We start from the raw sequence: 15,052 nt of genomic DNA, 5'->3' as shown, positions 1-15,052 counted from the left end.
CCGCCCGTGCCGGCTGGTCCGCCCGCGAGGGCCGCGGAAAGGGCGGGGCGCCCCGCGCCGGAACTCCGGTGCGGGGCGCCCGTCGGCCTTCTAGTACAGGTTGGTGTACGTCTGGTAGCCGTAGCCGATCTTCACCCGCGGGCTGATCGCGGAGTTGGTGCCGGTGCCCAGGTAGCGGTACAGGTCGCCCGACGCGGTCACCGCGAGCAGGTCGGCCCGGCCGTCGCCGCTGATGTCGCCCGGCGCCACCAGCTTGCTGTACGTGCCCCAGCCGCCGCCGATCTTCACCCGGCCCGCGAACGGGGCCGTGGCGGAGCCCGTACCCCTGTACAGGAACAGGGTGCCGGAGCCGTCACGGGCCAGGACGTCCGCACGGCCGTCGCCGGTGTAGTCGCCCGCGCCGAGGATCTGGTTGTACGCGTTCCAGCCGGAACCGACCCGGACGCGGGAGGAGAAGCCCGTGCCGGCGCCGTTGCCCCGGTACAGGTACAGGACACCGGACGCGTCACGGGCGAGCAGGTCGGACTTGCCGTCGCCGGACAGGTCGCCGGGGCCGACGAGCCGGTTGTAGACCTGCCAGCCGCCGCCGAAGACGTGCCTGTTGGAGGTGTTGATCAGGTAGCCCTGGGTGACGTACAGGAGGTCGGGGATCGTGTTGCCGTCCAGCGCGTAGGAGAGCGAGACGTGCGCGCCCGCCCAGCCGCCGGTGTCGCTCACCTGCTCGCGGGCGGCGAGCTTGCCGTTGTTCAGGCCGCGGTACCAGAAGAGGGTGCCGGCCTTGTCGCGGGCCATGAAGAGGGTCTTGCCGACGGAGGGGATGTTGCCCGCCCCGCCGAACTGCTCGACCCTGTTCCAGGCGGTGCCGGTCTGCGCCCGCGCCGTGAACGTGCCGTTGCCGCGGCCGTAGTACGCCCACAGGGTGCCGTTCAGGTCGCGCGCGAACACGTCGGCGCGGCCGTCGAGGTTGCGGTCGTCGACGGCGACGATCTGGTTGTAGACCTGCCAGCCGGTGGCGAGCGCCTTGCGCGGCTTGAACGGCGCCAGCTTGTTGCCGGTGCTGCCGTAGAAGTACACCTGGCCGGCCGGGGTGCGGGCGAGCAGGTCGCCCTTGCCGTCGCCGTCGTTGTCGCCGAGGCCCACGACCTGGTCGTACGCGCCCCAGCCCGGGCCCACCTTCACGCGGCCGGCGAAGGGCGCCGTCATCGTGCCGGTCGCACGGTAGAAGTACAGGTCGCCGTTGTACTGGCGGGCCATGACGTCGGCCCTGCCGTCGCCGTCGACGTCACCGGGCGAGAACACCTTGTTGTAGATGTTCCAGCCGTAGCCCGTCCAGCGGAGCGACCCCGAGACGAGGGAGGCGTCCGAGTACAGCCGGAGCGCGCCGGTCGTGGAGACCGAGAGCACCTCGGGCGCGCCGTTGGCGTCCTGGTCACCGAGCGGGACGAGGTCGAGGTCGGTGGACGTGCCCTCGGTGGTGAACTCGACGTGCTCCCCGCCCGAGGACGGCGCGACGAAGGTGATGCCGTGCCGCGTGCGGTGGATCAGGTCGGTCTTGCCGTCGCCGGTCACGTCGAACCGGGGCTGCTGGGCGGCCGTCGCCGCGGCGGTGCGGGCCGTGCCGGCCGGCTCCGCGGCGTCGAGCGTCGGCATCGGCGTGGTCTCGGTCAGCGACCGCTTCAGAACGGGCTGGGGCGCCGACTCGGCGACGGCGGGCGACGCCAGCAGCATGCCGGCGGAGAGGGCGAGGGCGGTGCAGGTGGTGACACGGCCGGCACGCCCGGAAAGAGCGAAACGCAAAAGATCCCCCCCTGGGGAACGTGAACAGGAACCGGAACGAGGGGTTCGCGGCGCCTCCGCACGGCCACGGGGACGGGCACGTGCGGAGGGCGAACACCCCCCCCGGATGTGTAGGCGGAGTGTACGCACAAGAATGATCAGGAGAACAAACGACTTTCGGAATCCGTCAGATCCGCCGACCCCGAACCCCTGTCCATACCTGCCCTTTCCGCACCGAACCTGCCCGTTCCATATCGAACCTGTCCGTGCCGACCTTGTCCGTACCGAACCCGCCTGTTCCGTACCGGGCCTGTCGGTACCACAGGGAGAGCCCGTCCCCGCTCCGCCGCCCGTTGCCCGCCGCCCGTGGAGTCTCGGGCGCGGGCCGGGTCACGTGCCGGCGGCTCACACCGCGGGGGCTCCGGTCTCCTTCAGCGTCCCGTCGGCCAGCCGCAGCCAGCGGTCGACGCCGATCTCGGCGAGGAACCGCTCGTCGTGGCTGATGACGATGAAGGCGCCCTGGTAGGAGTTGAGGGCGCTCTCCAGCTGGCTCGCGCTGACGAGGTCGAGGTTGTTCGTGGGCTCGTCGAGCAGCAGGAGGTGCGGGGCCGGTTCGGCGCACAGCACGCAGGCCAGGGTGGCGCGCAGCCGCTCGCCGCCGGAGAGGACGCCGACGGGGAGGTGCGCGCGGGGTCCCCGGAAGAGGAAGCGGGCGAGGAGGTTCATGCGTTCCGCCTCGGGCCGCTCGGGGGCGAACTCGGCGAAGTTCTCCGCGACGGTGAGGTCCAGGTCCAGCAGGTCGAGCCGCTGGGAGAGGTAGGCGACGCGGCCGTCGCTCCGCCTGATCTCCCCGTCGTCCGGGGCGAGGTCGCCGGTGATCAGCCGCATGAGGGTGGTCTTCCCGGCGCCGTTGGGGCCGGTCAGGGCGATGCGCTCCGGGCCGCGTACGGACAGGTCGACGCCGCCGGCGGCGAACACCTCCGCGTCGCCGAGCCGGACCTGCATCCGCTCGCCGACGAAGAGGTCGCGGCCGGCGGGCACGCGGGTGTCGGGCAGTTCCAGGGTGAGGCGCGCCTCCTCGCGCAGCGCGCGCCCGGCCTCGTCCAGGCGGGCCTTGGCCTCGCTGACCCGGGCGGCGTGCATCGTGCCGGACTTGCCCGCGGCCTCCTGCGCGCCCCGCTTCATCGTGCCGGCGAAGATGCGCGGCAGGCCGGCGTTCTTGAGGTTCTTCGCGGCGTTGCTCGCCCTGCGGTCGGCGCGCTCGCGGGCCTGCTGGGCCTCGCGCTTCTCGCGCTTGAGTTCCTGTTCGGCGTTGCGGACATTCTTCTCGGCGACCTCCCGCTCGGCGCGGACGGCCTCTTCGTACGCGGTGAAGTTGCCGCCGTACAGGCGGAGTTCGTCGCTGCCGAGTTCGGCGACGCGGTCCATGCGGTCGAGCAGCGCGCGGTCGTGGCTGACGAGGAGCAGGCAGCCGTTGAAGTCCGACAGGGCGTCGTAGAGGTGGTGGCGGGCCCGCGCGTCGAGGTTGTTGGTGGGTTCGTCGAGGAGGAGGACGTCGGGGCGCTTGAGGAGCTGGGCGGCGAGGCCGAGGGAGACGACCTGGCCGCCGCTGAGCGTGCCCAGGCTGCGGTCCAGGGCGAGGCCGGCCAGGCCCAGCCGGTCGAGCTGGGCGCGGGTGCGCTCCTCGACGTCCCAGTCGTCGCCGATGGTGGTGAAGTGCTTCTCGTCGACGTCGCCGGACTCGACGGCGTCGAGGGCGCGGATCACCTCGGCGATGCCGAGGACCTCGGCGACGGTGAGGTCGCCGGTCAGCGGCAGGCTCTGCGGGAGGTAGCCGAGGACGCCGTCGACGTGCACGGATCCGGCGGCGGGCCGGAGTTCACCCGCGATCAGCTTGAGCAGGGTGGACTTGCCGGAGCCGTTGGGCGCGACCAGGCCGGTGCGGCCGGGCGGCACGCTGAAGGACAGGTCGTGGAAGACCGGGGTGTCGTCGGGCCAGACGAAGGAGAGGTTCGAACAGATGATGGCTGCGTCGGACATGAGGGACCTCGGAGGCGCTGAGGGCAGGGCGTAGACCTCTGCCCCGGGAAGACAGTGGGAAAGGGGGTACGACGAAACGGACCACCTCGGCAGCGCTTCCGAGCGCCGGCCGGTGGCCGTCAGATCCGGATCTCACCCGGAGATGTCGTCTTCACCCACCACGTCTACGGACTCCTCGATCGACAACACGTCTCTTTCCACCGTACCAGCTCGACGCGGCAGGGCGTCGACGACGGGCGGGGGCGCCGGTGTGCGCGGGCGTCCGGGGCGCCGGACGGCCGGGGGACACGTGTACGGCGCCCCCCCCCGCCGAACCGGTCGGGGGCTTCACGCGCCCCCGGGGGCTCCGCCGGAGGGGCGGGGCCCGGACGCCCGCAGGCCGGAGGGCCGGGGCGGACCACCCCGGCCGACTCCGGACCGCGGGCCCGGGCCGGACGGGGGTCAGGCCGGACGTAGGTCAGGCCGGACGTAGGTCAGGCCGGACGGGGGTCGGGCCGGACGGGGGTCAGGCCGGACGGAGGCCGGGCCGGACGGAGGTCAGGCCGGTCGGGGGTCAAGCCGGACGGGGGTCAGGCCGGTCGGAGGTCGGGCCGGACGGAGGTCAGGCCGCCGGGGCCGACGCGTACGTGAGCAGCGCCGCGAAGTTGCGCGCGTACGCGTCGTGCGGGGCCGCGCCCTCCAGACGCAGCATGGCCTCGTCCTGCTCCGTCAGGGAGGACTGGTCCAGGTTGTGGGAGCCGGTGAAGGTCCACTTGGTGTCGGGGTGGCCCGCGTAATTGCCCTCGACCGTCAGGTACTTGGAGTGGACGAGGTAGCCGTCGGCGGTGTTCAGCTGCTTGAGCGTGATGTTGGCGTGGCCCGCGAGGGTGGCGGCGGCGTTGCCCTCGGCGTAGACGACCTCGACCTTGCAGCCCTGGTTCGCCAGCGTGACCAGGGCGTTCGCGACCGCGGCGCGGTGCAGCGCGAAGGCCGCCACGCGGACGACGGAGCGGTGGCCGCTGGGCGTGCCGACCGTGGTGTTGCCGGTGCAGGCGACGTTGCCGAGGACGTCGACGACGACGTCGCCACTGGCCTGCGGGAAGAAGTAGTACTTCTCGGTGCCCACCTTGGCGGTGGTGTAGTAGTCGCTGTTCTTCACGCCCGAGGCCAGGTCGTCGAAGTAGCCGACGTAGGCCGTGTACAGGTCGGTGTTGCCGACGACGGTGTACGCGTTGTTCCAGTACTTCGCGGTGTTGAGCGGGGTCTGGTTGCCGGAGGTCTGGATGACCACGTCCTCCTCGACCCCCGCCACCGTGCCGGTGCGGGAGAAGGTGAAGAACTTGTTGTGGTTCCGCGGGTTCGCGCTGTCGGGCGCGGTGGCGATGCAGCCGCCGACGGTGCTCGTCGGGTCGGAGGGGTACTTCTTGCACACGTACACCCAGGAGCGGGCGGACTTGTTCTGGCCGAGGTTCGCGATGAGGCTCTTCGCGGCGGCCGAGTCGGCGTACTTCACGTCCAGCACGACCCGGACGTTGACGTTCTTCCGGTGGGCCTCCACCAGCGCGTCCGTGTAGTCCTGGTCGGTCAGCGCGTACAGCGCGGCGCGGATGACCCGTTCCGGCTCCGTCCGGTGGATCGCGTTGATGATGTGGTCCTTGACGGCGTTCTGCTCCGTCACGGTTCCCTTGGGGTCGTTGAACACCGCTCCGGTGCGGACGGGGACGGTCTCCTCCGCGACGGCGGTGCCGGTGCCCGGCACCAGCAGGGCACAGGCCAGCAGGACGGCCGCGCCTATGCGACGGCGGGTGGGTGCGAAGATCGGAATCACTCCTCGGAGTAGGCAGGGGGCCGGCACGCATGAAGATCGACTCCGTGCGCGGTGCGACAGCGTAGACCGCGGTACGGCGGGACCACACCCGCCGTCGGACGGACGGGACGGCCCGCACGGCGGCGGCCGACGCGGCAGGCCGCCGGGGCCGCGGACGGCGCCGCCCGCCCGGGTCCGCGGCGGGACCGGGATTCCCCCGGAACGCTCCCCGGGCCCCGGCCCGGGCGATACCGTGAAGGAGGAGTCCCGCCCCAGAGTCCAGGAGTCCCGGATGAGCCAGCAGCCGGCCGCCGCGCCCGTTCACGACCGCCAGCCCCTCGACGAGCACGCCGCCGCGGCCGTCCGCGCCTACGCCGCCGACCAGCGCGCGAAGGCCGACGTCCTCGCCTCCGTCCTGGAGGACATCGCCGCCCACGGCTACCCGGCCGCGGAGACCGGCACGCTGTGGGAGGAAGCCCGCGACGCCCACCTCGAGCACCTCGCCGGCCGGCGGCCCCGTGTCGCCTGACCACGGCCCCCGCCGTGCCCAGGTCGTCCTGGTCGAACCCGCCCTCACCCAGCTGGCCGAGCTCACCGCCGCCGAGACCCACCGCCTGGACCGCGCGATCGTCGCCATCAGCGTCCGCCCCGACCTCGGCGCCCCGGTCCCCGGCACCCTGCTGCGCGACTACACCGACCCCGTCGACGGCGTCCGCGTCATCTACTACGTGACCTCGCTGCGCACCGTCACGATCGTGGCGTACGTCGAAGCCTGAGCGAGCGCCCGCCTCGGCAACGATGTGGTGCAGCTTGTCGGTGCCGGCCCCGGCCCCGGCATCGACCGGCGCCGCGTCCGTCGCCGTCCGCCTCGTGTCCGCCGCCGTCCGCCTGGTGTCCGCCGCGCGGTCCGTGCGCGGCAGGTCCGTCCCGCTCCGGGCCAGGCCCACCCACGCGCCCTCTCTCCCCCCGTCACGGCCCCGTTCTCAACGGACCGTCGAATCAGCCTGTTCCCGGCCCCGGCCCCGGCCCCGGTCCTGCTCCCGCCCCCGATACAGGTCCTGATCCCGGTCCCGGTCCCGGTCCCGGTACGGGCCGCGGGCGGCGAGTCGGCTGAGAAGCCCCTCCCGGTGGGCCGGGTCGGTGGCCAGGTCGAGGGCCGTCCAGGCCATCGCGAGGCCGCCGTCCAGGACGGCGCGGTCGGCCTGCGGGGTGGTGCCGAAGCGGGTGAACTCGGGGTTGTGCATGATCGTGTCGCCGCAGTCGTACCCGATCATCGGGTGGATGCTCGGGACGTGGTGCGAGACGTTGCCCATGTCCGTCGAGCCGCCCCGGATCGCCGGGTCCACGGCCTGGACGTCCCGCCCGAGGGCGCGGGCGGCGGCCAGGTAGCTGCGGCCCATGGCGAGGTCCTGGCGGAGGTCGGCGTAGTCGTTGCCGACGGTCTCCAGGGCGAGTTCGGCGCCGGTGGCGAGCGCGCCGGCCTCGAAGCAGGCGCGCACCCGGGCCTGGAGCTCGACCAGCTCCTCGCTGGTGACGGCACGGCAGTCGTAGTCGGCCGCGGTGCGGGCCGGGATGACGTTCGCGGCCGCGCCGCCCGAGGTGACCACCCCGGAGACGACGGCGCCGGGACGCATCTGCTGCCGGTACGCGGCGATGGCGACCTGCGCGATCATCATCGCGTCGGCCGCGTTGACGCCCCGCTCGGGCATCGCGGCGGCGTGCGCGGCGCGGCCGGTGTAGCCGACCTTCCAGCTGCTGATGGCCAGCGAACTCATGCCGACCGAGTCCCGCGGCGCGGCGTGCGCCATCATCGCGGCGGCGACGTCGTCGAAGGCCCCGCCGCGCAGCATGTCGACCTTGCCGCCGCCGGACTCCTCGGCGGGGGTGCCGAGCAGCTTGACCGTGACGCCGAGTTCGTCGGCGAGCGGCGCGAGGGCGAGGGCGGCGGTGACGGCGGCCGCGCCGTTGACGTTGTGGCCGCAGGCGTGGCCGATGTCCGGCAGCGCGTCGTACTCGGCGCAGATGCCGATCACGAGGTCGCCGGTGCCCGCCGTGGCGGTGAAGGCGGTGGGCAGGCCGCAGACGCCGCGGGTCACCTCGAACCCGGCGGCCTCGACGAGGTCGGCGATCCGGCGGGCCGACCGGTGCTCCTCGTAGGCGAGTTCGGGATCGGCGTGCAACTGGTGGCTGAGCGCGAGGACGTCGTCCCGGCGGCGCTCCACGACCTCGCGGGCGCGGGCGCGCAGCGGGCCGGGGGCGGTGGTGGGTGCGGTGGCGGTCACGGGCGGGCCTCACGGTCGTCGGGGGTGCGGTACAGGAGGGCGATCACGGCGCCGGCCAGCGAGACGACCGCGCAGATCGTCCAGGAGGCGGTGTACGCGCCGAGTTCGGGCAGCGCCTCGCCGGCCGGGGTGTGCGCGGCGAAGACGGTGAGGACGGCGGCCGCGCCGATCGAACCGCCGACGTTGATCAGGAGTTCGTTGATGCCGGAGCCGACCGCGGTCCGGTCGTGCGGGACGGACTCGACGGCGAGCGTCCGGGTGGAGTGCTGAAGGAAACCGGTGCCGAAGCCCGCCACGGCCGTCCCGGCGAGGAAGGGGAGCATCGCGCCGTGCCAGTTCAGCGAGACCAGGTAGCCGGCGGCCATCAGGAGCGAACCGGCGCACAGCGTGAGCCGGTCGGAGATCGCGGCGGCGACGGCGGGCGCGGCCAGCGCGCCCAGCGCCAGGGCGAGCATGTTGGGCAGCATCGCGAGGCCGATGGCGAACGGGTCGAGGCCCAGGCCGTAGCCGTGCTCCGCCGGACCGGTGCCCAGGAAGACCGGGTTGGCGACCTGGAGGCCGATCATCGGGAAGGTGAACGTCAGCGTCACCAGGGAGACGGTGACGACGTTGCGGCGCCGGAACATCCGGACGTCGATCATCGGCTCGGCGGTCCGCAGCTCCACGAGCACCCACAGGGCGGTGACGAGGACGCCGCCGATCAGACAGCCCAGGGTGCGCACCGAGCTCCACTCCCAGCCGGGCAGCCCGCCCATGCCGAGCCCCAGCATGACCGCGACGAGCCCCACGCAGAGCAGCACGCCGCCCGCCCAGTCGACCCGCCCGCCGGGACGCGTCCCGGACTCGGGCAGCAGCGGCCAGGTGACGGCGAGGGCCAGGCCGACGGCGGCGGTGGGCACCCACAGGGCGGCCGTGGGGCTGTCGACGGTACGCGCCACGAAGCCGCTGGCGACCAGCCCCAGGGCGATGCCGCCGACGAGCGCGGCGACCATGTGACTGATGCCGCGACGGCTCTCGGAGTCGCCGCTGCGGTTCCGCAGGATCCCGACGAGCAGCGGGAAGAAGCCCGCGAACGCGCCCTGCAGGATCTGACCGGCGAGCAGCACGCCGAACGACCGGCTCAGCCCCACCAGGACCGAACCGAGGAGCACGATCGCGAGGTTCCAGCGCAGGATCCGCCGGTGCCCGTAGAGGTCGCCCATGCGGGACAGGACGGGCGTGAAGGCGACGCTGGCGAGCAGGTTCGCGATGCTGATCCAGTTCAGGTCGGCCGCGGTCACCCGGAGGGTGTCGGTCAGCCCCTTCAGCAGCGGGGAGAGGAAACCCTGGGTGATGCCGCTGGCCAGCTCGACCAGCACGACGGAGGCGACCACGGCGACGGCGGGGGTCGCGGCGGCGGGCGCGGCGCTGGTGGGCGCGGTGATGGCGGGGGCGGTGATGGCGGGGGTCGCGCGGACGGCCCGCGACGCCGGTGGCGTCCGCGGGGTCGGGGTGTCCGTCATACGTACCACCTGTTCGGGAAGGGCCCGGGGGCCTGGGCAGGAGTGCGGGGTCGGACGCCTCCGGGCCGCCGGTCACCGGCCTGCTCCGTGGCGGAATCCGCACCACAATGTCGCCAGCGGGCTCGGACTCGGGCAAGAGCGCGCCCCATAATCGGGTGATGGAGGCGCACGAGCACTTCTTTTCGGCGGATCCGGGCATCGAGCCGCACCCCCCGAACGGCCTCCGTCACGCCATCGGTCCCGCTTCGGCTGGTGTCGTAGGGTCCGCCCGGTAGGCCGCCGGGCTCGCTCCGGCCGGTGGCGTACGGTCCGCCCGGTAGGCCGCCGGGCTCGCTCAGACTGGTGCCGTACGTTCCCGGCCCCTCCGCCGCGCCGCCGGACTCACTCCGGCCGGTGTCGTACTGTCCCTCCATCACGCCACCGGTCCCGCTCCGGCCGGTGCCGTACGGTCCCTCCGTCACGCCACCGGTCCCGCTCCGGCCGGTGGCGTACGGTCCGCCCGGCACTCCACCCGCCACCCGCTCCCCCCCACCGCGCCAGGAGACCCCATGGCAACCGAGCCCCGCCCCGCCGGCGCGCCGCTCGCGCTCGACGCTCTGGACCATGCGGTGCTCCGGGCGCTGCACCGCGATCCGCGCGCGCCGTTCTCCGAGGTGGCGGCGGTCGCCGGGGTGCACGAGCGGACGGTCGCCCGGCGCCTGGACCGGATGACGGCGACCGCCGCGGTGGCGTTCACCGCGGCGCTCGTCCCGGAGTACCTGGGCGAGGGCGTCACCGCCGAGGTGGCGGTACGGTGCGCGCCCGGCCGGGTCCACGAGACCGCGCTGGCCCTGGCGCGGCGGCCGGAGGCCCGGTCGGTCGAGGTCGCCACGGGCGCGCTCGACGTGTTCGCCGAGCTGAACGTGCCGGACCACGACGCGCTGCTGAGCCTGGTCGACGCGGTGATCGGCCGGCTCGACGGGGTGGCCGACGTCCACTCCTCCGTGGTCCTCCGGCTGCTCCTCACGGCCAGCGACTGGGCGCCGTACGACGACGAGCCCACGGACGTGCGGCGCCGGGCCATGGAGGGCCGCGCGCTGCCGGAGCCGCCCGCCCTGGACGAGCTGGACCGCCGCCTCGTGGAACTGCTGCGCGACGACGCCCGCATGTCGACCACCCGGCTCGCGCGCGAACTGAGGGTCGGCGAGACCACCGCGCGCCGCCGGCTGGCCCGTCTGCGGACCTCGCACGTCCTGCACCTGCGCCTGCACGCGGAGCCGCTCGTGCTCGGCTACCCGGTCGAGGCGCGGTTCCGACTGGCCGTGAGCCATGCCCGGATGGACGCGGTGATCCGGCGGCTGGCCCGGGAGCCCGAGCTGCGCCATCTGGTGGTGACGACCGGGACGACGCCCCTGCTCGGGTACTCCAGCCACCGCTCGACCCGGGACCTGCACGACTTCACGACCCGGGTGTTCGGCGCGCTGGAGGGCGTCACGTCGACGGAGGTGGCGCTGCTCATGCGCACGTACAAGCGGGCGGGCTTCGCGGACGGCCCGGAGCGCCCCCGGCAGGGCCAACGCTGAACTCACCCCCCGCCTGCTCACCCTCTCGCGCCCGCTCCGAACCCCGGCGAAAGCGGCCTGCGCTCGGTACCGGCGGCCCGCCACGACCCGGCGTCTCGGCAGGCAGGGTCGGCCGCCAGGCGGGCGAGCGCGCCCAGGAGGGGGCAGGACCTCAGAACGGGGGAGCGGCGGGCCAGGGACCGCTCGACGGTTCGGGAGGCCGGGAGGTGCGTGGTCGGAGGACGGCCAGGGCCTCCTCGACACGGCCGAGGTCGATGAGGTGGCCGGCCAGGTCGTGGCGGTTCGCGGAGGCGTGCCGTGCGAGAACGGCCACGGCCTCCTCGACGCGCCCGGCGCCGGCGAGCAGCTCGGCGATGCGCGGCGCCGCGTACGAGCTGGAGCCCTCGGGATGGGACCGGGCCCGCGCGATCGCTTCGTCGACGCCGTCACGGGCGGCGATCAGCGGCAGCCGTATCCCGTACAGGTCCCACTCCTCCTCGCCCCCGCGGGCGGCGGCGAGGGCGTCGAGGTGCGCCAGACCGTCCCCGGGGCGACCTCGGTCGAGGTACAGCTCGGACAGGGTGTGGAGGATCCAGTCCTCCCCGTCGCGGGCGTCGGCCAGGGCACGCATCACGTCGATCGCCTCGTCGCCCCGCCCGTGCCGGGCCAGGAGCCGCGCGAGCTGCACCGTCAGGTCGCCCCGTCGAACGGACGAGTCGCGGGCCTGCCGGTACACGGCGATCGCCCCTTCCACGTCACCGCGTTCCTCCAGCAGTTCCGCGAGGCGCTGCGCGGCGTGTCCCAGGTCGTCGGCCGCCGCGTAGGCGCGCAACTCCTCGGTCCGGTCGTGCCGGGCCAGCAGATCGGCCAGTCGGTCTCGGCCGTTGACCGGACGGGCGCCCCTGGTCCGCAGCAGGGCGACCGCCTGATCGGTACTGCCTTGACGCTCGCGGATCGCGGCGAGCAGCCCGATCGCCGTGTCGGGATCGAGGCCCCGGCAGCACCACGGGAAGTCGGAACACCGGTGCTCGGCCAGGGCGGCCAGCATCGCGGCGGCCTCTTCGTCGCGGCCGGCCGCGCCCGCGACGTCGACCAGTGCCACGGCGAGGGACCACTCGCCGAGGTACGGACTCAGCAGAGCGAACGCCTCCTCGGCGCGGCCGTGCCGGGCGAGCAGGCGGGCGTAGAACTCCAGCGCCCTCGGGTGCCCGGCCTCCATGCGGACCCGGGTGATCTCGATCGCCTCGTCGACGCGACCCCACTCCTCCAGCAGCTCGGCCGCGCCCACCACGGCCGTCCACCAGCCGGTCGCCAGATACGGGGCGAGCCTCTCCAGCGCGTCGTCCTGCCGCCCCCGCTCGCCCAGCAACCGCGCCCACGCCAGCGCGCAGAACCACTCCCCGCGACCGGCCTGCCGCGCCACCACGTCGACGTGACCGTGTTCGAGCAGCCGCGCGACCAGCTCCGGCGGAATACAGCCGGACCGCGTCCGGGCCCGGTCGTCAAGATCAGCAGCGTCCACGCCCGCACTCTAGAGCGAGTCTCTTGGGGTGGTTGGTCAGTTGATCGGACGCGTCCGTCCGGTCGGTGATCACTGATGCGACATGGGACCGGATCGAGCCGCTGATGCCGGCCGATCCGGTCTGCGGTGGGCGGTCTGCGATGGGCGGTCCGCAGTCGGTGGCCGGCGGTGGGCGGTCGGCGGTCGGCGGTCCGCGGTGGGCGGTTCACTGCCGAACCCTGGAGGCCATCGCGTGGAAGTACCGCACCTGCTCACCCTGGCGGAATCTGCCGAACGAGCTCGGCTCGTTCCAGACCACCCACAAACGCCTGATCAGGTGGGCCGTGGACGGCACCAGGGAACGCATCCTCGCCGCGATCCTGACAGCGGCCGAGGGTGATGCCGACATCGGCTGGACCGTCTCGGTGGACTCGACCGTCTGCCGGACCCACCAGCACGCCACCGACGCCAGGAGAAGGGGCTCCAGACCGGGCCGAACCCGATGACCACGCGCTCGGACGCTCCCGCGGCGGCCTGAGCACGAAAGTCCACCTCGCCGGCGACACCCGGGCACGGCCCCTGGCCCTCCACATCACCGCAGGCCAGGCGGGCGACGCTCCGGCCTTCGAGACCCTTCATGGCCGCCGTCCGCGTTCTGCGAAGCGGCCCCCGACGACCGAGGACCTGCCCCGATGCCGCCCTGGCGGACCGCGCGTACTCCTCCCGCACGATCCGAAGTCACCTCCGCCAACGCGGAATCCGCGCGGTCATCCCCAGCCGTCCGACCGGATCGGCCACCGGCTGCGGCGAGGCAGCGCCGGAGGCCGCCCACCCGCCTTCGACGCCGAGGCGTACAAGCAGCACAACCCAGTCGAACGCAGCATCAACCGGCTCAAGCAGTGGCGCGGCCTGGCCATGCGAACGGACAAGCTCGCCATCGCCCACCAGGCCGCGCTCCACCTCGCCGCGACCCTCATCTAGGCACGGCGACAGCCCGCTCAGCGATCGGCCACCCAACGTGCGTCCGCAGGCCAAGAACCCGTGCCAACGATGTGCTCCACGATCCTGAATGCCTCACGGATGGGGACGGTGTCCTCGTCCGGATACTCGTCGCCCTGCCCGTTGGAGAGGATGAACCCGTCGCTCGACCCCGCGGTTCCGGGGTCCACGGCATGCTCGCCGGGGCCACCCTCGCCTTCGAGCAGCACCACCATCGCTCGCTCGGCATTCGTCACGAAGGCCAGCAACCGTCCAGACGAACTGGTCAGCCACGTCTCAAGCTGCCCGCTGTCGATCCTCGACCGAAGAGCCTCCACCACCCCCGTCGACGACACAGGGACAGGGCTGTCGTCATTGATCACCCAAGACTCGATCACGAGCACGACGATCTCACGGACGGATCCGAGAGGCAGGCCCTCACCAGCAGCGTCGCCGCCGACCTCCCCCACCCCTCCGAAACCGAAAACACCTGCCCCCACGACCTGAAGGCCGATCAGAAGGTGCGAGAGAGCGCGCGGCGGCCCGGAGGAACCTCTCCGCAAGCGGCCGGAAGGCGTGCGGGGACCGCCCGCACCAGGGCGACGCCCAGGGCAGGGCGCGGAAGGCGGCCGGCCGACACGGACGCCTTGTCGCCCCCCGTCCGATGGTGGTCCGCCCAGGTCGAGTCCGATCGCGCCATGGGCTGTAGCAGCTGATCGCCCGCGAGAGGAGCCAGGCATTAGGCTCCGTTCGAACGGAATTCGGGGGATGACGATGGAACCGTGGCCTGAGGGGGTCGCCGCCGATCCGGAGGCGGCCCGGGAGCGTTACGCCTCTGATCTGCGGACGGGGCGCAAGGCTCTGCGAGAGGCGATCAGGGCCGACCTGCCTGCCGCACACCTCGGCCTCGGAATCGTCATCGTGGCGAGTGTGGCTGTGGGCCTGTTCGGAGGACCCCTCACTGGAGCCCTCGTGGCGGGATCCTTCGCCGCTCTGTTCCTTGTCGCCCTGGCGGTCATGCTCCCTCGGGGCATCCGGAGACCGGACGCGGGTTGCCGCGCCTACCTCTTCACCTTCGGCTGGGCGAACTGGATCTAGGCCCTGGCTCTTTGGCCAGCGCCGAGCCCCGATGAGGGTGTCCGCGAGGTACAGGGCTGCCTGGTAGGCGATCGCGAGCTTGTCGGCTCGTGTGGCCGGACCGCGCCACTGCTTGAGGTGGTTGATGCACCGCTCGACAGTGTTCCGCTGCTTGTACGCCTCGCTGCCGCAGCCTGGCGACCGGCCTCCGAATCGGCCCCTCCTCAGGCGGCGCCCAGCCTGGTCGGACGGCTGTGGAATGACAGCGCGGACACCCCGACGCCGCAGGTGGGTACGAATGGCGCATGCAGAATACGCACGGCCGGCCAGGACCCCAGGTGCCGTCGGCGGCCCGTCTGATCAGGCGCTTGTGAGCAGTTTGGAACGGGCCGAGCTCTTCCGGCAGGTCTCGCCGCGGCGAACTGGTGCGGTGCTTCCACGTGATGGCCTCAAGGGTGCGGTGGTGGTCAGCCCACGGCCGCCCGCGAACCGGATCGGCCGGCATCGACGGCGCGATCCTCTCCCACATCGCATCAGTGATCACCAGTCGGACAGACACACCCAGTCGA

General features: G+C 73.1%; 10 protein-coding genes and 2 pseudogenes. 4 read left to right on the top strand and 8 right to left on the bottom strand.

All coding sequences use genetic code 11. The features are described from left to right. Positions 1-90: 90 nt before the first annotated feature. From AB0E83_RS03665 to AB0E83_RS03655, 3 genes are all read right to left on the bottom strand, one after another. A complete protein-coding gene (locus AB0E83_RS03665) occupies positions 91-1,797 on the bottom strand; it encodes a VCBS repeat-containing protein (RefSeq protein ID WP_362105269.1) in 1,707 nt (568 codons plus the stop codon). A gap of 384 nt (positions 1,798-2,181) precedes the next feature. Beyond that, positions 2,182-3,816 (bottom strand): ribosomal protection-like ABC-F family protein, encoded by a 1,635-nt coding sequence (gene abc-f, locus AB0E83_RS03660; RefSeq protein WP_362105266.1) that lies wholly within the window; start codon positions 3,814-3,816, stop codon positions 2,182-2,184. Between the two features lie 601 nt (positions 3,817-4,417). After that, complete coding sequence (locus AB0E83_RS03655) at positions 4,418-5,623, bottom strand: phospholipase D-like domain-containing protein (protein WP_362105263.1); 1,206 nt, start codon at positions 5,621-5,623, stop codon at positions 4,418-4,420. Positions 5,624-5,894: 271 nt separating this feature from the next. Between AB0E83_RS03655 and AB0E83_RS03650 the strand changes: the two genes are divergently transcribed. Both AB0E83_RS03650 and AB0E83_RS03645 read left to right on the top strand, forming a co-directional pair. Continuing rightward, a complete protein-coding gene (locus AB0E83_RS03650) occupies positions 5,895-6,131 on the top strand; it encodes a hypothetical protein (protein ID WP_362105260.1) in 237 nt (78 codons plus the stop codon). Beyond that, positions 6,121-6,378 (top strand): hypothetical protein, encoded by a 258-nt coding sequence (locus AB0E83_RS03645; RefSeq protein WP_362105257.1) that lies wholly within the window; start codon positions 6,121-6,123, stop codon positions 6,376-6,378. The genes AB0E83_RS03650 and AB0E83_RS03645 overlap by 11 nt, the downstream gene beginning before the upstream one ends. Positions 6,379-6,585: 207 nt before the next feature. Here AB0E83_RS03645 and AB0E83_RS03640 read toward each other — a convergent pair whose 3' ends face one another. Then, complete coding sequence (locus AB0E83_RS03640; protein ID WP_362105254.1) at positions 6,586-7,884, bottom strand: amidohydrolase; 1,299 nt, start codon at positions 7,882-7,884, stop codon at positions 6,586-6,588. Then, positions 7,881-9,386 carry an MFS transporter gene (locus AB0E83_RS03635; RefSeq protein WP_362105251.1) on the bottom strand — a complete coding sequence of 502 codons (1,506 nt, stop codon included), beginning with the start codon at positions 9,384-9,386 and terminating at the stop codon, positions 7,881-7,883. Before AB0E83_RS03635 ends, AB0E83_RS03640 begins: the two co-directional genes overlap by 4 nt. Before the next feature lie 548 nt (positions 9,387-9,934). Between AB0E83_RS03635 and AB0E83_RS03630 the strand changes: the two genes are divergently transcribed. Then, complete coding sequence (locus AB0E83_RS03630; RefSeq protein WP_362105248.1) at positions 9,935-10,948, top strand: Lrp/AsnC family transcriptional regulator; 1,014 nt, start codon at positions 9,935-9,937, stop codon at positions 10,946-10,948. A gap of 151 nt (positions 10,949-11,099) precedes the next feature. Here the strand turns inward: AB0E83_RS03630 and AB0E83_RS03625 are convergent, their stop codons facing one another. Then, a complete protein-coding gene (locus AB0E83_RS03625; RefSeq protein WP_362105245.1) occupies positions 11,100-12,449 on the bottom strand; it encodes a hypothetical protein in 1,350 nt (449 codons plus the stop codon). Positions 12,450-12,553: 104 nt separating this feature from the next. On the opposite strand from AB0E83_RS03625, the pseudogene AB0E83_RS03620 reads away from it, so the two are divergent. Next, positions 12,554-13,409 (top strand): annotated as a pseudogene (locus AB0E83_RS03620) (IS5 family transposase). Positions 13,410-13,426: 17 nt separating this feature from the next. On the opposite strand, the gene AB0E83_RS03615 reads toward AB0E83_RS03620, so the two are convergent. Both AB0E83_RS03615 and AB0E83_RS03610 read right to left on the bottom strand, forming a co-directional pair. Beyond that, entirely contained in the window at positions 13,427-13,810 is a 384-nt protein-coding gene (locus AB0E83_RS03615) for a hypothetical protein (RefSeq protein ID WP_362105242.1), read from the bottom strand. Positions 13,811-14,534: 724 nt separating this feature from the next. Then, positions 14,535-15,042 (bottom strand): annotated as a pseudogene (locus AB0E83_RS03610) (transposase); the annotation flags it as partial. Positions 15,043-15,052 lie beyond the last annotated feature (10 nt).

Source organism: Streptomyces sp. NPDC035033 (assembly GCF_040636735.1).
Lineage (GTDB): Bacteria > Actinomycetota > Actinomycetes > Streptomycetales > Streptomycetaceae > Streptomyces.
This window is presented reverse-complemented; position numbering and strand designations above follow the sequence as displayed.